At 67.6% G+C, this 18,805-nt stretch carries 17 protein-coding genes; 8 read left to right on the top strand and 9 right to left on the bottom strand.

Annotation, left to right across the window (positions count from 1 at the left end; genetic code table 11):
* Positions 1-115: 115 nt before the first annotated feature.
* Genes nth through ABE422_RS17270 form a run of 3 tightly spaced genes read right to left on the bottom strand, consistent with a single transcriptional unit; the run spans position 116 to position 1,938 of the window.
* Positions 116-790 (bottom strand): endonuclease III, encoded by a 675-nt coding sequence (gene nth, locus ABE422_RS17260; protein ID WP_313217761.1) that lies wholly within the window; start codon positions 788-790, stop codon positions 116-118.
* Entirely contained in the window at positions 790-1,152 is a 363-nt protein-coding gene (locus ABE422_RS17265; RefSeq protein WP_313217762.1) for a hypothetical protein, read from the bottom strand. Before ABE422_RS17265 ends, nth begins: the two co-directional genes overlap by 1 nt.
* 3 nt (positions 1,153-1,155) lie before the next feature.
* Positions 1,156-1,938, bottom strand: a complete 783-nt coding sequence (locus ABE422_RS17270) for an enoyl-CoA hydratase-related protein (RefSeq protein ID WP_313217763.1) — start codon at positions 1,936-1,938, stop codon at positions 1,156-1,158.
* 167 nt (positions 1,939-2,105) lie between these two features.
* On the opposite strand from ABE422_RS17270, the gene ABE422_RS17275 reads away from it, so the two are divergent.
* The 3 genes from ABE422_RS17275 to ABE422_RS17285 all read left to right on the top strand — a co-directional run bounded on the left by ABE422_RS17275 (position 2,106) and on the right by ABE422_RS17285 (position 4,585).
* Positions 2,106-2,807 carry an FKBP-type peptidyl-prolyl cis-trans isomerase gene (locus tag ABE422_RS17275; RefSeq protein ID WP_019185884.1) on the top strand — a complete coding sequence of 234 codons (702 nt, stop codon included), beginning with the start codon at positions 2,106-2,108 and terminating at the stop codon, positions 2,805-2,807.
* An 87-nt stretch (positions 2,808-2,894) separates the two neighbouring features.
* Entirely contained in the window at positions 2,895-3,698 is an 804-nt protein-coding gene (locus tag ABE422_RS17280; protein ID WP_070426970.1) for a CoA pyrophosphatase, read from the top strand.
* Positions 3,695-4,585, top strand: coding sequence for a sulfurtransferase (locus tag ABE422_RS17285; protein ID WP_070426971.1), 891 nt, complete (start codon positions 3,695-3,697; stop codon positions 4,583-4,585). The genes ABE422_RS17280 and ABE422_RS17285 overlap by 4 nt, the downstream gene beginning before the upstream one ends.
* A 3-nt stretch (positions 4,586-4,588) precedes the next feature.
* Here the strand turns inward: ABE422_RS17285 and ABE422_RS17290 are convergent, their stop codons facing one another.
* Entirely contained in the window at positions 4,589-5,158 is a 570-nt protein-coding gene (locus tag ABE422_RS17290; protein WP_346466661.1) for an N-acetylmuramoyl-L-alanine amidase, read from the bottom strand.
* Positions 5,159-5,215: 57 nt separating this feature from the next.
* Between ABE422_RS17290 and ABE422_RS17295 the strand changes: the two genes are divergently transcribed.
* The 3 genes from ABE422_RS17295 (at position 5,216) to ABE422_RS17305 (ending at position 8,548) form a co-directional block, all read left to right on the top strand.
* Positions 5,216-5,743 carry a hypothetical protein gene (locus ABE422_RS17295; RefSeq protein ID WP_070426973.1) on the top strand — a complete coding sequence of 176 codons (528 nt, stop codon included), beginning with the start codon at positions 5,216-5,218 and terminating at the stop codon, positions 5,741-5,743.
* A gap of 108 nt (positions 5,744-5,851) precedes the next feature.
* Positions 5,852-7,996 (top strand): bifunctional 23S rRNA (guanine(2069)-N(7))-methyltransferase RlmK/23S rRNA (guanine(2445)-N(2))-methyltransferase RlmL, encoded by a 2,145-nt coding sequence (rlmKL, locus tag ABE422_RS17300; protein ID WP_070427569.1) that lies wholly within the window; start codon positions 5,852-5,854, stop codon positions 7,994-7,996.
* 15 nt (positions 7,997-8,011) lie between these two features.
* Positions 8,012-8,548 (top strand): GNAT family N-acetyltransferase, encoded by a 537-nt coding sequence (locus ABE422_RS17305; protein ID WP_346466663.1) that lies wholly within the window; start codon positions 8,012-8,014, stop codon positions 8,546-8,548.
* Positions 8,549-8,643: 95 nt separating this feature from the next.
* Here the strand turns inward: ABE422_RS17305 and ABE422_RS17310 are convergent, their stop codons facing one another.
* The 4 genes from ABE422_RS17310 to ABE422_RS17325 form a co-directional block, all read right to left on the bottom strand.
* Positions 8,644-8,979, bottom strand: coding sequence for a DUF3325 domain-containing protein (locus tag ABE422_RS17310; RefSeq protein ID WP_346482029.1), 336 nt, complete (start codon positions 8,977-8,979; stop codon positions 8,644-8,646).
* The gene (locus ABE422_RS17315) at positions 8,976-10,592 is read right to left on the bottom strand and encodes a PepSY-associated TM helix domain-containing protein (RefSeq protein WP_346483399.1); all 1,617 of its coding nucleotides are present in this window, start codon (positions 10,590-10,592) and stop codon (positions 8,976-8,978) included. Before ABE422_RS17315 ends, ABE422_RS17310 begins: the two co-directional genes overlap by 4 nt.
* On the bottom strand, positions 10,589-10,948 hold the full coding sequence (locus ABE422_RS17320; protein ID WP_237393520.1) for a DUF3649 domain-containing protein: 360 nt from the start codon (positions 10,946-10,948) through the stop codon (positions 10,589-10,591). Before ABE422_RS17320 ends, ABE422_RS17315 begins: the two co-directional genes overlap by 4 nt.
* A gap of 83 nt (positions 10,949-11,031) precedes the next feature.
* Positions 11,032-13,263, bottom strand: a complete 2,232-nt coding sequence (locus ABE422_RS17325) for a TonB-dependent siderophore receptor (protein ID WP_346483400.1) — start codon at positions 13,261-13,263, stop codon at positions 11,032-11,034.
* 384 nt (positions 13,264-13,647) lie between these two features.
* Here ABE422_RS17325 and ABE422_RS17330 point away from each other — a divergent pair, with 384 nt between their 5' ends.
* Entirely contained in the window at positions 13,648-16,008 is a 2,361-nt protein-coding gene (locus ABE422_RS17330; RefSeq protein ID WP_083279878.1) for a TonB-dependent receptor, read from the top strand.
* Positions 16,008-17,303, top strand: a complete 1,296-nt coding sequence (locus ABE422_RS17335) for an aminotransferase class V-fold PLP-dependent enzyme (RefSeq protein ID WP_346466667.1) — start codon at positions 16,008-16,010, stop codon at positions 17,301-17,303. Before ABE422_RS17330 ends, ABE422_RS17335 begins: the two co-directional genes overlap by 1 nt.
* A 63-nt stretch (positions 17,304-17,366) precedes the next feature.
* Here the strand turns inward: ABE422_RS17335 and ABE422_RS17340 are convergent, their stop codons facing one another.
* Positions 17,367-18,659 carry a DUF445 family protein gene (locus ABE422_RS17340; RefSeq protein ID WP_346483401.1) on the bottom strand — a complete coding sequence of 431 codons (1,293 nt, stop codon included), beginning with the start codon at positions 18,657-18,659 and terminating at the stop codon, positions 17,367-17,369.
* Between the last annotated feature and the right edge of the window lie 146 nt (positions 18,660-18,805).

Here is an 18,805-nt window from a genome sequence, read left to right on the forward strand (position 1 = left end):
TGACAGTTTCGGACAAACCGTCATCGCCCGTATCCCAAGCGGCGTCAGGGGCTGCTATTGATGCCGTCTGGAGATGACCGCCGGGTTGCGCCCATATGGCAGTCGTCGCCCCCGTTCAGGCAGCCGTCTTTTCCTTGAAACGGCACAGGTCGCGGATCACGCATTGCGGGCAGTCCGGCTTGCGTGCCTTGCACACGTAACGGCCATGCAGGATCAGCCAGTGATGCGCATCGAGCAGGAACTCGGCCGGGATCACCTTGACCAGCAGATCCTCCACCGCACGCACGTCCTTGCCCGGCGCCAGCCCGGTGCGGTTGGAGACGCGGAAGATGTGTGTGTCCACTGCCATCACCGGTTCGCCGAAGGCCGTGTTGAGCACGACATTGGCGGTCTTGCGACCGACACCGGGAAGCGCCTCGAGTGCAGCACGATCACGCGGCACCTCGCCGCCGTGCTGTTCGACCAACATGGCGCACGCGGCAATCACGTTCTTCGCTTTCGCGTTGTACAGGCCGATGGTGGCGATGTACTTCTTCAAGCCGTCCTCACCGAGAGCGAGGATCGCCTGCGGGGTATTGGCGACCGGGAACAGTTTGCGCGTGGCCTTGTTGACGCCGACATCGGTGGCCTGCGCCGACAACGTGACCGCCACCAGCAGTTCGAACGGCGAGCTGTACTCCAGTTCGGTCCTGGGGTGCGGGTTGAGCTCGCGCAGACGCGTGAACATTTCGATCACGTCGGCCTTGGGCATGCGCGCGGTGCGTGCGACGGTTTTCTTCATCGTGGCCATCAGGAGGTGCGGCCCGCGGCCTTGGCCTTGGCGCGCGCGAGAATCGCGGCAGCGGCCGAGGGCAGGGCGGGTTTCTGGATCTCGGGTGTAGGGGGCGGTGCACGGCGTGCATCGCGCTCGGCAGCACGGCGCGCGAGTCGCTGCTGGCGCTGGCGGTAGCGCTCGCGTGCGGCCCAGGCACGTTGCAATTGCTGCTGTGCGTGCTGCAGCCGCTGTGGAAGATCGGGATGATCGGGCCGCAGCGCTTCGTCGCCCGGCTGCGGGACGTAGTCCATCAACCCGGCCGCCAGCGCGGCATCCCATTGATCGTCGAGGACGAGTGCCAGCAGCTGCGCCGGCGAAGCGGTATCGGAAGGCGACATGGCTCAGCGGTTCTGGAACACCGGCGGCCGCCGCGCCAGGAACGCGCTGGTGCCTTCGCGCATGTCCTCGGTGGCGAACATCAGGCCGAACTGCACGCTCTCGTACTCCAGCCCCTCGCCGAGCGAACATTCGCCGCCGATATGGATCGCATCGAGGATGCCGCGCAGCGCGAGAGGCGCGGCCGAGGCCAATTGCGACGCCAGAGCCTGGACGCGGGCATCCAGCTCCGCAGCCGGGACCACCTCATTGACGATGCCCAGTTGCGCGGCACGCGCGGCGGTGATCGGGGTGCCCAGCAGGCACAGCTCCAGTGCGGCGGCGCGGCCGCACAGGCGCAGCAGCCGCTGGCTGCCACCGAAGCCGGGGATCAGGCCCAGATGGATCTCTGGCTGACCGACCTTGGCGGTCTCCGCGGCCACCCGGAGGTGGCAGGCCATGGCCAGTTCCAGGCCGCCGCCCAGCGCAAATCCGTTGATCTTGCCGATCACGGGCTTGGGCATGCGCTCGATGCGGCGCATCAACCCTTGGCCGAGCAGTGAGAAATCACGACCCTGAACCGCGCTCAGGCCGTTCATTTCGGCAATGTCCGCACCGGCGACGAACGCCTTGGGACCGGCGCCGGTCAGCACCACCACCCGCACCCCAGGGGCGGCAGCGGCCTCGGCGAAGGCCGTATCAAGGGCTTCCAGGGTCGCCCGGTTCAGGGCGTTGAGTTTGTCCGGGCGGTTGACCGTCACAGTGCGTACGGCACCATCGTCCATAATCGCGATAAGGGCGTCGGCCACGGCAGGACTCCTGAAAACGTTAAAAAAAAGTGATGTTGAACTCTTGAAACGAAGTCAGGTCAGAGCCTGCGTCGTTAGTGGCGGTTCAACGTTGCGGCGGCTATCCTAACCCGTCGCCTCAGGGCGGCCCAACGCGTCCTGAGTTACCACCCCTGGAGAAAAGTTTGATGAAGTTGCGTTCTATCGCGGTCGCCGTCGCGGCCCTGGCCCTGACGGGCAATGCCTTCGCCCAGGACACCTCGTCCGAAAAGGGCAAGCTGAGCTATTACTTCGGTTACGACTACGGTAACAACCTGGCTGAACTCACCGCACGCGGCGAGCAGCTGGACATCAACTCGGTGGTGAAGGGCCTGCAGGATGCCTACGCCAAGAAGCAGCCGTCGATCACCGCCGAGCAGTTGAAGCCCGCCGTCGAAGCCTTCCAGAAGCGTGAGCAGGGTCGTGCGCAGGCCGCCAAGGCCGAGTACGACAAGGCTGCCGCCGAGAACAAGACCAAGAGCACCCAGTTCCTGGCCGCCAACAAGGCCAAGGCCGGCGTGCAGTCGCTTCCGAGCGGCGTGCAGTACCGCGTGATCGAAGCCGGCAAGGGTGCCAAGCCGACCCAGGCCAGCACCGTGCAGCTGGAAGTGGCCGGTCCGTATCCGTTCGGCACCCGTCCGGCCGAAGCGCGTCCGGCCCAGCAGATCCCGGGCATCAAGGTCAGCGAAGTTGAAATGAAGGCCATGCGTGAAGCCCTGCTGCAGATGCCGGCTGGCTCCAAGTGGGAAGTGACGCTGCCGCCGGATCAGGCCTATGGTGCCGATCCGCGCACGCCGTTCCCGCCGAACGTCGCGGTGCAGTTCGAAATCAAGCTCGTCAGCGTCAAGTAATTTTCGCAACATCAAGAACGCGCCGGTGGAAACACCGGCGCGTTTTTTGTTTCCGTGCAATCGCGGTACTGTTGACCGGTGCAATCGATGGAAGAATCCCCGCATGCCGTGCCCACTCCCTGCATCGGAATCTGCGCGCTGGATCGCGCCGGTGTCTGCACGGGCTGCCTGCGCACCGTGGATGAAATCACCCGCTGGCGAACCATGAGCCGACCCGAACAGCATCACGTCATGCAGCACACGCTGCCCCTGCGCGAACAACTGCGGCAATCGCTGCGCGGTTCGCTGGCCGAACACGAGCGCCTGCTGCGCGCGCTGCATCCGCTGGACCGGCCGCCGTCCGGCGACGGCTGGAACCGCAGCGAACTGATCGATCTGTTACCGCCCGGCCCGCCCGTTGAAGCGGCCGTGCTGGCCGGCATCATTCCGCGCGAGGGCGGCGCGCAGGTGCTGCTGACCCGGCGCACCGACACGCTGCGCCATCACGGGGGCCAGGTCGGTTTTCCCGGTGGCCGCATGGAGCCGGAGGACCGCGATGCCGTCGCCGCCGCGATCCGCGAGAGTGACGAGGAAATCGCACTCAAGCACGATCAGGTGCAGGTGCTTGGGTATCTGGATCCGTTCGTGACGATTACCGGCTACCGGGTCATGCCGGTGGTGGCCGTGATCGATCCTGCCTTCGTGGCCGTGCCCGAACCGGGCGAGGTCGCGGAAGTGTTCGAAGTGCCGCTGTCCTACCTGATGGATCCGGCCAACCTGCACCACGTGGAGATCGACCACCGCGGTCGCATCCGCCACGTGCTCGAATACGGCTGGCCCGGGCAGCGGATCTGGGGTGCGACCGCCGCCATTCTCTACAACCTGCGTCGCCGCCTGGAGCAGACCGCATGACCACGCCATTGATCGATGTCACCGCCCTCGCACAGGCGTTGGACGACGGCGCCACGCGCCTTATGGATGCACGTGCGACGGCCAGTGCCGCCCCCACGCTTCGGGTAGTGGATGCGCGGTTCTCGTTGGCCGATCCGCAGTCCGGTGCGGCGTTGTATGCACAGGGCCATCTGCCCGGCGCGCTGTACGCCGATCTCAACCGGGACCTGTCCGATCCTGGCCGCACCGGCCATGGCCGTCATCCGCTGCCGGACAGCGATGCGTTCGCCGCGCGCCTGGGCGCGTGGGGCATCGGGCCGGAAACCGAGGTCGTGGTCTACGACGCCGGCGACGGCAGCATGGCGGCCGCGCGGTTGTGGTGGCTGCTGCGGCTGATCGGGCATGCACAGGTACGCGTTCTCGACGGCGGATTTGCGGCATGGCAGGCCGCCGGTCTGCCGGTCACCGCAGCGCTGCCGCAGGTGACGCCGTTGCCGCCGTACCCGGGGCAGTTCGACCGCCGCCAGATCGCCTCGGTGGAAGAGGTGCAGGCGCGTCTCAAGCACGCGCCGGGCTGGCTGATCGATGCGCGGGCGGGCGAGCGTTTCCGGGGCGAAGTAGAGCCCTTGGATCCGGTCGCCGGCCACGTGCCCGGCGCGGTGAATCGTCCGTTCGCGTTGAACGTGCATGAGGGACGGCTGCGCCCTGCGGAGGATCTGCGCGCGGCGCTGCAGCCGCTGATCGGCACCCACGCGCCGGACGAGGTGGTGTTGATGTGCGGCTCCGGCGTCACCGCCTGCCACCTGCTGCTGGCGATGGACGCCGCGGGCCTGGAAGGTGCGCGGATCTATGCGGATTCGTGGAGTGGCTGGGTCAGCGACCCGTCGCGTCCCGTCGCCACCGGCTGATCATCACCCACGCAGTTCCTGCAGCGGCACCGCCGCCAGCACGCGTGGCCACGGGAACATCGGACCCGGATCGCGCTTGCGCGGCACCCGCCGTTCCGGATCGTCGCTGGCCACTTCCTCGCGCGTATCCAGCCACTCATGCCCGGCGATATGGGCCAACGCGGGCAGCGTCCCGCACAGGTGTTGCAGCAGGTCGATCAGCGCCGCGATCTGCGCATCCGGGTAGGGCTCGTCCATCGCCTGGTGGCGGGAATCCCACCAATGTGGGTAGCGCCCGGTGTTGACCAGTTCGATCCCGATCGAGCGCGGGTTATAGCCACTGACCTGATGCGCGACGCGGTCCAATGACACGTACTGGACGATGCGCCCATCGCGGTCGATGTAATAGTGGCCACTGTTGCCGGTGCCGCTGTCATACAGCACGCGTTCGCCGTACTCGCGTGCCATCGCCAGGTCCGGCAGTTCGGTGCAGTGGATGACCACCAGATCGATCTCGTCGTGCGTGCGGGACAGCAGCCTGTCCTGGTAGGGCAGGGGCTGTGCATCGATGGCGGGCGGGGCGCGGTCGGGCATGCGGCGATGCTAGCATTCAGGCATGAACGCTCCTATCGATTCCCGCGCGGTGTGCGCATGAGCCGCGGCCACTGCATCCTCTCCCATGGCTTTGAAAGCGGCCCGGACGCCATCAAGGTGACCGCTCTGGCCGACGTCGCCGAGCGCCTGGGCTGGACCCACGAGCGCCCGGACTACACCGATCTGGACGCCCAGCGCGAGGTCAGCAGCCTGGGCGATGTGCGCGCCCGCCTGCAGCGCCTGGTCACCCTGGCCACCGCCCGTGTCGTGCAGGGCCCGGTGGTACTGGCCGGCTCCAGCCTGGGTTCGTACATTTCGGCCATCGCCTCGCTGCAGGTGCCGGTCCAGGGCCTGTTCCTGATGGTGCCGCCCACCCGGATGGGGCCGATGCCGGCGCTGGATGCCGCCCGCGTGCCGACCAGCGTGGTCCACGCCTGGCACGACGAGCTGATCCCGCCGGCGGAGGTGATCGCCTGGGCCCAGGCCCGCTCGGCCCGCCTGCTGATGGTGGACGACGGCCACCGCCTGACCGATCACGTCGAGGCCTCGAGCCGGGCCTTCGAGGAACTGCTGGCCACGCTGTAACCGGGCGTTCCAGCCCGCCTCACGTACAATGGCCCCCCGGACACCCGTGCCCGGCTGCTTGCCGTGCCCGTGGGCACCCCCTCTCCGCTGACCTGCGATACCGATTCCGTGAAATTCTTTGTTTCCTGCGCCAAGGGCCTGGAGTATCTGCTCGCCGACGAACTGTTGGCGCTCGGCCTGGACAAGGCCACCGCCACCATTTCCGGCGTCAACGCCGAGGGCGAGCTGGCGCAGGCGCAGCGCGTGGTGCTGTGGTCGCGCCTGGCCAGCCGGGTGCTGTGGCCGCTGACCGAGTTCGACTGCCCCGACGAAGGCTCGCTCTACCAGGGCGTGTCGGCGATGGCGTGGGAGCAGCACATCAGCCCCGAGCTGACCCTGTCGGTGGACGCGCATGTGTCCGGCACCGAGATCACCCATGCGCGCTTCGCCGCGCAGCGGGTCAAGGACGGTGTGGTCGACAGTCTGCGGTCGCAGGGCCTGGAGCGACCGTCGGTCAACACCGACTTCCCGGACGTGCGCATCAACCTGTCGCTGCGCAAGGGCCGGGCCACGATCTCGATCGACCTGGGCGGTGGCCCGATGCACCGCCGCGGCTGGCGCATGGCGCAGAACGATGCGCCGCTGAAAGAAAACCTGGCCGCCGCGGTGCTGCTGCGCGCCAACTGGCCGAAGATCCACAGCGAAGGCGGTGGCCTGCTCGACCCGATGTGCGGCAGCGGCACGCTGCTGATCGAAGGCGCCTTGATGGCCGCCGACGTGGCCCCGGGCCTGCAGCGCCATGGCAGCATTCCGCCGAGCCGCTGGCTGGGCTTCGACCGCGACGCTTGGAACAGCCTGATGGAAGAAGCGCGCGCCCGCGAAACCGCCGGCCGCAGCGCACTCAAGCAGGTGATCCACGGCAGCGACGTGGATCCGCACGCCATCCATGCGGCCAAGCAGAACGCCGAAACGGCCGGTGTGGGCCATGCCATCTGGTTCGGCGTGCGCGACATCACCGATGTGCAGGTTCCGCCGCAGGAGACCGGCTGCGTGGTCTGCAACCCGCCCTATGACGAGCGCCTGGCCGCCGACGCGGTGCTGTACCGCCAACTCGGCGACGCGCTCAAGCGCGCGGTGCCGCAGTGGCGCGCCAGCCTGTTGTGCGGCAGCGCCGACCTGGCCTTCGCCACCGGCCTGCGCGCCAACAAGAAGTACCAGCTGTTCAACGGCGCCATCGAGTGCGCGCTGATCGTCTGCGACCCGATCGCGGTACCGCAGCGCGAGAACACCGGCCAGCCGCGCGAGCTCAGCGAAGGCGCGCAGATGGTGGCCAACCGCCTGCGCAAGAACATCAAGAAGTTCAAGACGTGGCGGACGCGCGAGAGCATCACCTGCTACCGCGTTTACGATGCCGATCTGCCCGAGTACGCGGCCGCCATCGATGTCTATGAAGAAGACGGTGGTGCCCGCCGGACCTTCCTGCATGTGCAGGAATACGCGGCCCCGGCGACCATTCCGGATGTGGATGTGCGTCGCCGCCGCAACGAGCTGCTCTCGGCCGCGCGCGAGGTCTTCCAGGTGCCGGCCGAGCAGGTCGCGCTGAAGTCACGCGAGCGTGGCAAGGGCGGCAGCAAGTACGGTCGTTTCGAGCAGCGCGGCGAGTTCGTGCTGGTGCGCGAGAACGATGCGCTGCTGCGCGTGAACCTGTTCGATTATCTGGACACCGGCCTGTTCCTGGACCACCGTCCACTGCGCTGGCACATGGCGCAGGAAGCCCAGGGCAAGCGCTTCCTCAACCTGTTCTGCTACACCGGTGTCGCCTCGGTGCAGGCCGCCGTGGCCGGTGCCGCGACCACCACCAGCGTGGATCTGTCCGGTACGTACCTGCAGTGGTGCGCCGACAATCTCGCGTTGAACGGCAAGGGCGGCAGCCAGCACCAGCTGATCCAGGCCGATGCGCTGGCGTGGCTGGAAGCCGAACGTCACCGCTTCGACGTGATCTTCTGCGATCCGCCGACGTTCTCCAACTCCGCCCGCGCCGATGACTTTGATATCCAGCGCGAACACGTGCGCCTGCTGCGCGCGGCCGTGGCGCGCTTGAGCCCGGAAGGCGTGCTGTATTTCTCCAACAACTTCCGCCGCTTCAAGCTGGACGATGAAGCGATCAAGGAATTCGCGGAGTGCAAGGAGATTTCGCCCGAGACCATCGGGGCGGACTTCGAGCGCAACCCGCGCATCCACCGCGCGTGGGAACTGCGCCGCTACGGCGCCTGACGGGAACGGGCTGACATGGACGACAGCCAACTCCACGCCGACGGGCTGCTGCTGCGACCGTTCGAGGATGCCGACGCCGCTGCGTTCGCAGCGGCGGTGCGTGAGTCGGCCGAGGGCATGCGGCGCTGGATGCCGTGGAGCTCGGTCGACTACCGCGTCGAGCAGGCGCTGCAATGGTTCCAGGCCTGCCGGGACGGTTGGGCGGCAGGCACGGCCTGCGAATACGGAATCTTCGACCAGGACACGGCCGCCTTCGTCGGCGGCGCGGGATTGAACAAGATCCAGCACGATCCCCGTTTCTGCAACCTGGGCTACTGGGTGCGGCAGTCGTGCCGTGGCCAGGGCGTGGCGCCCCGCGTCGTGCAGGCGCTGGCGGCCCAGGCGTTCGGGCCGCTGGGCCTGCATCGGGTGGAGATCGTCGTTGCGGTAGACAATCTCGCCAGCGAACGGGTGGCGGTGAAGGCCGGCGCCCTGCGCGAAGGCGTGGCGCGCAACCGTCTGGTCATCGACGGCCGTCCGGTCGCGGCGCACATGTTTTCACTGGTGCCCTGAGCGGCGATCGCGATGCGGCGACGCCCGTGAGGGTGCGGCGGGTGCACCGCAGGGATCGATCTGAAGGTAGAGCCACGCCATGCGTGGCTGCTCCCTCAACGCGCGACCAGCGCCACCGCCAGCCCCACCACCGGCAACGCCCAGGCCAGCGGCGCGATCCACCGGGGGCGGTACGGGTACAGCCCGAACGCAATCACCACCCCGCTGATCGTCAGCGCACCCAGCCACAGCACCGGACCGATCGCCCAGCCGTGGTCCAGCACGCACAGTGCGAATGCGACGGTCAGCAACGTCCAGCCCACCCAGCGCCACACCCGCATGCGCGATGCGCTGGCGCCGGCTTTGCCGTGCAGGTCCAGCTGGTGCTTGTCCATGGCCAGCGACAACGCCGTGAACGCCGAGAAGCTCAGCGTGATTGCGAGCAGCATCATGCCGTCGCCCCCGCAGCAGCGGCCTGCTGACGGCGTTTCTTCTCGGCCGCACTCAGCGGTGGCTGCCAGCGCTGCATGCGATGACCGCAGTAGGCCAGCATCGCGCCGAAGGCGAGCATGGTCAGATCGAACCCGGCGAGCACCCAGTCACCGGTGCGCAGGGTGACGCCCAGATGCGCATGCGTGGTGAATGCGTTGACCACCGGAATCAGGGCGAACAGCACGCCACCCAGGTACAGCTGCCAGGTCCACATCCTCCGCTTGGGCCAGAGGAAACCGGCCAGCAATGCGGCGGCCCATGCATAGAAGAACGCATTGACCTCGGCGTTGGCGCGCTCGGCCATCTGGACCGGCAGCAGACGATTGGCCAGGAAAAAGGTGGCGAAAGCGATCGGCAGGCCGGCCACCGCACCGATGTTGAGCGCGTCGACCAGGCGCAGGCCGAACCCGGTCTTGCCGGACTTGGCGTGCTTGGGTCGTTCCTTCACCGCCCATAGCACCACGCCGCTGGCGACCATCAGGCAACCGATCAGCCCGGACAGGAAGAACAGGGCACGCAGGCCCCAGTCGGCGAAGCGCGCCAGGTGCAGGCCGTACATCACGCCACGGGTCTGGGTGGCACCGCCCGAGGCCGGGCTGGCCTCGAGCAACTGGCCGGTGATCGCGTTGAAGCGCAGCGACGGGGTATCCACCGACAGGCGCTTTCCATCGCGCTGGGTGATATCCACGATCGCATTCGCCGCGCCCGGGTGGTAGAGGGTGAAGCCGGCCACATCCGCACCCTTCCATTCGGCGCGCGCGCTGTCCAGCAACTGCTGGATGGGCAGTGGCGTGGCGCGTCCTTCGGCCGGGGTCTCGATCTCGGCCAGACGCGCGAAGGCCTCGCTGAAGAACGCCTCCTCATCCTTGGGATAGGCCACGCTCACGCCCCACGGCAGGTACATGAACATCAACGTGACGATGCCGGTGTAGGTGATCATCGCGTGGTACGGCAGCGCCATCACCGCGCTGACGTTGTGGAAATCCAGCCACGACCGCAGGCCCTTTTCCGGGCGGAAGGTGAAGAAGTCCTTGAAGATCTTCTTGTGCGTGATCACGCCGGTGATGATCGCCACCAGCATGAACATCGCACAGAAGCCGACCAGGTAGCGGGCCCAGTAAACGGGGATGTAGTGCAGGTCGAAATGCAGGCGGTAGAAGAAGTCACCGCCGCGGGTTTCGCGCGCGGCGATCTCTTCGCCGGTGTTCGGATCGACGGTGGCATCGCCGAAGCGGCCTCCGCCGCGCCGGCGGCGCTCGCCTTCCACCGGCGGCTTGACCATCGATTCGGGGTTGCGCCAGAACATGCGCATCGCCGGGTTGCGCGGGTCGGGCAGGGTGACATTCCAGCTCTCGGCCTGCGGCGCCTTGTGCTGCAGGAAGGTGAGAGCACGCTCGGCGGCCACATCGGCACTCACGCTGCTGCGCGGCAGCTCCGGGCGCATCCAGCGGCTGATTTCCTCGCGGTAATAGCTGGCCGTGCCGGCCATGAAAATCAGCAGCAGCAGCCAGCCGACCAGCAGGCCGGTCCAGGTGTGCAGCCAGGCCATCGACTGGCGGAATCCGTTCTTCATGCGGCCCCCTGCAGCAGGCGGGTGCCGAGCCAGAACAGCGCCGTCGGGATCAGGATGCCGACCCACGCGCGCAGCGCGGTACGGGTAGCGAACGCCCACAGTGCCGCGCAGGCGCACAGCACGATCGCCACCAGCATGCCGGTCAGCACCGCTTGCCCGCGCGCGATCGGCAGCGCGACCGCAAAGAACATCGAGCAGGTCGCGGCCAGCGCGTAGCCGCCGAAGATCGCGGCGAGCGAACGTGACAGGACACCCAGCCAGGGGCGGGCGAAGAAGGAACCAAGACGGTTGAACCTGGCGCTGGCGTGCGGCGTGCTGTCCACGGAAACCTGCTGATCGATCGGGGAAACGGGCATCACCGGCCGCAGCCGGTGATGAATGATAGTGGCCATCCCTGGCCGTGTTCACTGCGCGTCGCAGTGGTCCCTTGGAGCCGGTGTCAGAGCTTCCAGCGCAGGTTCAACATCACGTTGCGCGGTTCGCCCCAGTACACGCCGTTGTAGAAACCGACGTTGCTGTAGTACTTCTTGTCGAGCAGGTTGTTGACGTTGAGCTGCGCGGAGAAATTGTCATTGAAGCGGTAGCCGGCGAACACATTCACCAGGTAGAACGCATCCTGGGTGATGAACGCCGATTCGGTGCGGCCACTGGTCGCGTAATCGGCACGCGGCTTGGTGCTGGCGCGGTAGATACGACTCTGCCAGGTCACGCCGCCCCCCAGCGAGAGGCGGTTCCACTCACCACTCGGGCGCCAGCTGGTGTTGAGCCGGAAGGTGTCCACCGGGTTGGTGGTGTTCTGCGCCACGCCCGCCTGGTTGCGGATGGTGGTGTGCGCGAAACCGGCCGAGACGTTCCAGTTCTCGGTCAGGCTGCCCTGGGCTTCCAGTTCCCAGCCCTTGACCTTGTTGCCCTTGCCGGTGGAACGGTAGGCGCTGCTGCCATCGGGCAGCGAGGCGGCCGGTACCGAATCATCGAGCTCGGCGACATTGTCCTTCTCGCCCTTGAACACCGCGGCGGAGGTGTTCAGGCGGCCACCGAAGAATTCACCCTTCAGGCCGGCCTCCCACATGTCGCCGACCACCGGCTCCAGGTAATCGTTGTTCCTGTCGCGGTAGTCCTGCGGCTGGAAGATGTCGGTGTAGCTGGCGTAGGCACTGAACTGCCTGCTGAAATCGTAGACCAGGCCGACGTACGGGGTCAGCGAATCGTCCGGCTTGTAGCCGCCGCGGGTGGTACCGGTGCGGTTGCCGGCCGCATCGTTGGTATAGCGCCAGCTGCGGGTCTCCCAGCTGCCATAGCGCGCGCCGAGCACGGCCAGCAACGGATCGGCCAGCTGCAGGCGGGCGGCCACGTAGGCGGCCTTCTGCGTCAGCTCGTTCTCCGAGGCCAGCCAGTCATGCCGGGTGAGCGGCAACGGGGCAACGTCGCCGGTCCAGGTGCGCCAGTCCGGTACCACGTCGTAGCCCGGCGGCTGCACGAACTCCGAGGCAGGCGATTCGCCCTTGCGAACGGACTGGCCGACGCCGAACACCAGTTCATGCTCGCGGCCGAACAGCTGGAACGGGCCGCTGGCGTTGAGGTCGAACACGTTCATTTCGCTGCGTTCGGCGAAATGCGAAAGGTAGGCGCGCACACCGGTACCATCCGGCGCGGGATAGCCCTGCGCGCCGTACCAGACGTCGCCATCGGTGTTGCGCTTGGCCTGGGTCGCGCTGGCCTTGAGCGACCAGCCGTTGCCGAGCTGCTGCTCCAGGCGCATGAAGGTGGTCTTTTCCACGATCGGCCAGCTGCTCCAGCTTGCCGACAGGTTGGTCGAGCGCGGCAGGTTGGCCGGCTTTCCGTCCGGGCCCCAGTACGGCACCACGCCCCAGGTCACGCCCTTGGTTTCCGGCGACTGGTAGTCATAGCCGACTTCGAACAGGGTGCTGTCGGTCAGGTCGGCCTGGACGATGCCGTAAAACACGTCCTTGTCGAGACGGTACACATCGCGGAAGGAATCGCTCTGCTGCTTGGCGGCGACAAAACGCGCACGCACGCGGCCGTCCAGCGCGACCGGGCCGCCGATGTCCGCTTCCAGGCGCTGGTTGCCCCAGCGGCCCAGGGTCAGGCCGACGCTCATCGCCATCTCCTGGGTCGGGCGCTTGCGGACCATGTTGATGGTGCCCGACGGATCACCGGCGCCAGTGGTGAGGCCGGTCGCGCCGCGGACCACTTCGATGCGCTCGTAGATCGCGCTGTCGGTGTTGGTCTTGAGCGAGCCACCAAACGTGTTGAGCATCCCGTCGATCTGGAAATTGGTGATGCTGTAGCCACGCGAGATGTAGTTGATGCGCTCCGAATCGGTGACCGATACATGCACGCCGGTGACCTGGCCCATCACGTCGGACAGCGCGTACAGGCCCATGTCGTCCAGGCGCTGGCGGGTCAGCACGGTGACCGACTGCGGGGTGTGGCGCAGCGACAGGTTCAACTTGGTGGCGGTGCTGGCCTGCTTGACCGTGTAGGAGTTGGGAATCTCGCCGTCGGCGGTCACCTTGATCGTGTCCAGGGTGGTCGCATCGCCAGGTTCGGCCTCGGCGAACGCCGGCAGCGCCGGGCCGGCGAGGGCAGCAACGAGGGCGATCGCCAACAGCGATGGCCGGGACAACGGTGAAGCGGACGAGCAGGGCATGGCAACACTTCCAGTGTGGGAGAACGTCAGCGCGCCACGCACAGCGGCGCTGCCGAAGGCAGCAGGGCAGGCAAGGCAGCGGATCAGGGGGTGTACACGGGGCGTTGCGCGGGGAAGGCGTGATGCTTCCGGGCGCCGGTTGGCTAGGCGTACAGCCGATCAGTGAATGATAGTCATTATCATTTCGTTAGACAAGCATCATGGCGGTGTCGAGAGCGGGGAAAGCCGTGCGCTGGCGGGCGGGCTGCAAGAACGTCGCCTGCGTGTCATTGCCGGGCAATATCGCGTCAACAGACTGTGAGGATGTCGTGACACGCCGTTACGGCATCCCCCATCTGTTCGTCCGCGGAGTCGTCAGTGAATCGTTGTGTGCTTGCTGTAGCGGTGTTGTCCGTCCTTACCTTTGCCACGGCCGCCGATGCGCGTGCCGAGGCCGCCCCGGCAGGGACTGCCGCGGCCCCCGCCACCCTGGACACGATGATCGTCACCGGCACGCGCGGCAGCAACCGCACCCAGTTCGACACGCTGGCCCCGGTGGACGTGTTCTCGCAGGAAGAGATCCAGGCGATCGAGTCGTCCGACCTCAACGACGTGCTGGCCCAGCTGGTGCCTTCCTTCGTGGTCCAGCGCATGCCGATGAACGATGGCCTGGTGTTCGTGCGGCCGGCCACGCTGCGGGGTCTCTCGCCGGACCAGACCCTGGTGCTGGTCAACGGCCGCCGCTTCCACCGTTCGGCGCTGCTGGGCGCACGCGGCGCGCAGGGGCCGGACCTGGCGCAGATTCCGGTGCATGCGATCCAGCGCATCGAAGTGCTGCGTGATGGCGCGTCTGCGCAGTACGGCTCGGACGCCATCGCCGGGGTGATCAACATCATCCTGGATGACCGCGTCGGCGGGGAACTGTCTCTGGGCCTGTCCGAATACAGCGAAGGCGATGGGACCGGTCGCAAGATCGGCGGCCGGCACGGCTTCGCGCTGGGTGACAAGGGCAGCCTGTCGCTGTTCGCCGACTGGGACAAATCCGACGCGACCTCGCGCAGCCGCCAGCGCGCCGATGCGATCGCCTTCCAGAACGCCCACCCGGATCTGGTCGTGCCCGATCCGGTGCAGCGCTGGGGCCAGCCGGACCTGGAAAACCGCCATTTCGGCTTCAACCTCAACCTCGCCTTGAACGACAGCGTCGACCTCTACGGTTTCGGTCTGTACGGCCACAGCGAAGGCGTCAGTGATTTCAACTGGCGCAATCCCGATGGCACCGCCTCGGTCTATAACCGCAGCCGTGTGTTCCCCGGCTGGGACGCGCGCAGCCTGTACCCGACCGGCTTCAGCCCGAAGTACGGCAACGAGCAGGACGACCTGCAGGGCGTGCTCGGTCTGCGCGGTTACTGGGGCGAGCGCTGGCGCTGGGATGTGAGCGGCTCCTACGGGCGCAACCGCATCGACTACACGCTGGGCCATTCGATCAATGCCTCGCTCGGCCCGGACAGCCCCACCTCGTTCTACCTCGGCCGCCTCTCGCAGGAGGAGAAGAACCTCAACGCCGATATCGTCTATTCGCTGCCGGTCAGCGCGCTGGCCGCACCGATCAACATCGCCTTCGGCGCGGAGACGCGCGAGGAAACCTACGGGGTGGATGCCGGTGATCCGGCGTCGTATGCGATCGGGCCGGGGGCGGTCACCGGCCTGGCCGGTGGCGCCAACGGTGCGCCGGGTTTCAGTGCGGCCAATGCCGGGCGCTGGAGCCAGCGCAGCCGCGCGGCCTACATCGATGTCGAAGCGCCGTTGACCGCGCGCTGGACGGTCGGCGCAGCCACCCGCTACGAGCACTTCTCGGCCTTCGGTGAGAGCGTGGACGGCAAGCTTTCCAGCCGCTTCGAGTTCACCCCGGACCTGGCCGTGCGCGGTTCGGTCTCCACCGGCTTCCGCGCGCCCACGCCGGGCCAGCTGTACACGCAGAGCACCCAGCAGGGACTGGATACCGTGACCTTGCAGGTGTTCACCACCGGTCGCCTGTCGCCCAGCGATCCGCTGGCGATCCAGCTCGGCGCCCAACCGCTCAAGCCGGAACAATCGCGCACCGCCTCGCTCGGGCTGACCTGGAAGAACGACCTGGGCTTCTCCGGCTCGGTGGACCTGTACGACATCAAGGTCACCGACCGTTTCAGCCAGTCGGCCTCGTTCGCGGTGCCCGCCGGCGTGCCCAATCCGCTGGCGTATACCTCGGTGAGCTTCTACACCAACGATTTCGACACCACCACCCGCGGTGTCGATGTGGTGGCCAGCCACACCACCGCACTCGGGGCGGGCCGGCTGAGCACCACGCTGGGCTACAACTACAACCAGACCCAGGTGGACAGCGGTGCCACCGGCGTGGCCACCAATGAAAGCCAGCGCCGCATTTTCGAAGAGCGCCTGCCGCGGCAGAAGGCCACGCTCAGCAGCACGTATGCGTGGGGCCGCTTCAGCGTGCTCGGCAAGCTGCGATACTACGGGGCATGGACGGACTCTTCGGGCAATGCCACCGGCGACATCTTCCAGCGCTTCGGAGCGATGAGCTTCGTCGATCTGGCCGTGAGCTGGAATGTCACCGAGCAGCAGACGCTGCGGATCGGCGCGGACAACCTGTTCAACCGCTACCCGGACGAGGCCAGCTTCCAGGCCAGCCGTGGCTTGATCTACTCGCGGAACGCGCCGTATGACACCGACGGCCGCAACCTCTATGCCGAATACCGGATCCGCTACTGATGGACCGGCAACGACGTGCTCTGCTGCGTGGCGCACTGGCCCTGCCAGTCGCTGCGGCACTCTCCGGTGCGAACGCCATGGACGCTGAGCCGCTGGCGCTGCCGGCAGTGGGCGCGCGCACGCCGGCCGAGCTGGCCGCCGACGAAACCTGGTGGGCCCAGGTGCGCGCGCTGTACGACCTCACCGACGAGGTCGTGATGCTGGACAACGGCTACTGGGGCGCGATGGCGCGCCCGGTGCTGCAGGCCTACCAGCAGGCCACCGCCACGGTGAATGCCGGCAACGCCTGGTTCGGGCGCTTGGCGTTTCCACCGCTGTTTGAGCAGGCCCGCGTGCGTCTGGCGCAGGTGCTGGGCGTGGAGACCGACGAAATCGTGCTCACCCGGGGCGCCACTGAAGCGATGCAGGTGCTGATCGGCAGCTACCGCGGGCTGTCGCCGGGTGATGCGGTGATGTATGCCGATACCGACTACGACAGCATGATCAGCGCGATGCAGTGGCTGCAGGCGCGGCGCGGTGTGCAGCCGGTGGCGATCACGCTGCCTGAGCCATTCGACCATGACAGCATCGTGGAGACGTACCGCCGCGCGCTGGCCGCCAACCCGCGCGTGCGCCTGCTCCTGCTGACCCACGTCAACCACCGCAACGGCATGCTGCTGCCGGTGGCCGAGATCGCCGCGCTGGCCAGGGCGGCGGGCGTGGAGGTGGTGCTCGATGCGGCGCACGGCATCGGCCAGGTGGATACGCCGCTACGCGCGCTGGGCGTGGATTTCATCGGGATCAACCTGCACAAGTGGATCGGCGCGCCGGTCGGCGTCGGCGCGGTGTATGTCCGCCGCGGGCGGGTGCGCGATCTGGATCCGTACATGGGCGAGCAGGACCACGACGACATCCGTACCCGTGTGCACACCGGGACGGTCAACTTCGCCGCCTACATGGCGTTGCCGGTCGCGCTGGATCTGCACGAGCGCATCGGTGTGGCCAACAAGCGGGCGCGGCTGCTGCGCCTGCGCAATCAGTGGATGGACGCGTTGCGCGGCGACGAACGCCTCCAGCTGCTGGGCTCGGACGATCCGCGCCTGTCCAGTGCGATCACCTCGTTCCGGCTGCGCGGGCAGACCACGATGCGCGACAACACGGCCACCTCGCAGCGGATGGTGAAGCAGTCCGGCGTGTTCGTGGTGCCGCGCGAAGGGCTGGCTTCGGGCGCCTGCCTGCGGGTCACGCCGGGCATCTTCAGCACGCCGGCGCAGATGGACGCACTGGTGGCGGCGGTACGCGCGGTCGCTGGCTGAGGCACCCGGCGACGCTGGCGGTGACCTCGCCAGCGTCCGTCGGCAGGCCCGACGCGGGTCGCGTTACCAGTGGAACCACACCGTCAGCGCATGCAGGATCACGCCGATCAGCCCCCCCACCAGGGTGCCGTTGAAGCGGATGAACTGCAGGTCGCGGCCGACACTCAGTTCCAGCTGCTCGACCAGATGGCGTTCGTCCCAGCTTTTGACGGTCTGTGCGATGTGCTCGGTCACGCCGCTGCGCAGCCGCGTGGTCAGGCGCTCGGCACCGTCCATCAGGTGCTGGTTCAGCGCTTCGCGCAGTGACGGGTCGGCCTGCAGCGCCTCGCCTACGGAGGCCAGGCTGCGGCGCAGATGGCCGGCCAGTGCGGAATCCTCGCTGGCCAGGTCGGCGCGCAGGCTGGCATGGATGCGCGCCCACAGGCCCTGCACGTACTCCTGCACGGCCGGGTGGTCGATCACCTGCTGCTTGAGTTGTTCCACCTTCTCGGCCAGGGCCGGGTCTTCGCGCAGCCGCTGGATGTAGTCGCTCAGCCAGGTCTCGTAATCGCGACGCAGCGGATGCTCGGGCTGGGCCAGGATCTGCTGCAGTTCCTCCAGCACCGCATGCGCCAGGCGCTCGGCCAGGGTGTCACCGATCTCGTCGATCGGCTTGACCCAGTTGACGGTGCTGGCCAGCTTGGGCCACTCGCGCTGGATGTAGCCCACGATCAATGTGGACGCGCGGTCTTTGACCTTCTCGTTGCCCAGCCAGTCGCTGATCCGGGTCAGGCCTTCGTCCAGCACGCGCTGGTGGCGGTTGTCGGCGGTGAGCAGGCCGAGCAGTTCTCCCGCGGTGGCGGCCGCGTTCCATTGCCGCAGCTGCTGGATCACAAAGCCCTGGATGCTCCGCCGCACGGCGGCCTCATCAAGGAAGTCCAGCGCCTGCAGCGCCCAGCCGCGCGCCATGTCGGCCAGCATGCGGGCCCGCGCCGGCTCGGCCAGCCAGCTGCCCAGGCGGCTGGCCGGATCGAACACCTGCAGCCGGGCCAGCAGGGCCTGCGGTTCCAGGAACTGGTCGCGCACGAACAGCGCCAGGCTGTCGGCGATCCGGTCCTTGCTGCGCGGGATGATGGCGGTATGCGGGATGGGCAGGCCGAGCGGGCGCCGGAACAGCGCCACCACCGCGAACCAGTCGGCCAGCGCGCCGACCGCGGCAGCCTCGCAGAACGCCGAGACCCAGGCCCAGATGCCACGTTCGCCGTGCCAGTGGCTGACCGCGAAGCCGGCCAGCATCGCCACCAGCATGGCCAGGGCGATCAGTTTGAGCCGACGCAGCTGCGCGCGGCGCGGGTCGGGAGGGGAGGTGGGCGTCATGGCGGCAGTTTAACGACCCCGGCATGAGCAACAGGTAGTGCCGGCCGCTGGCCGGCAACCAGAAACCCCGCGCAGAAGCCACCGTACTGGGGGGGGGGGGGGGGGGGGCCTCCCCCCCCCCCCCCCCGCCCGCGGGGGCGGGGGAG

Origin of the sequence: Stenotrophomonas sp. TWI1151 (assembly GCF_039673135.1) — a bacterium.
Taxonomy (GTDB): Bacteria; Pseudomonadota; Gammaproteobacteria; order Xanthomonadales; family Xanthomonadaceae; genus Stenotrophomonas.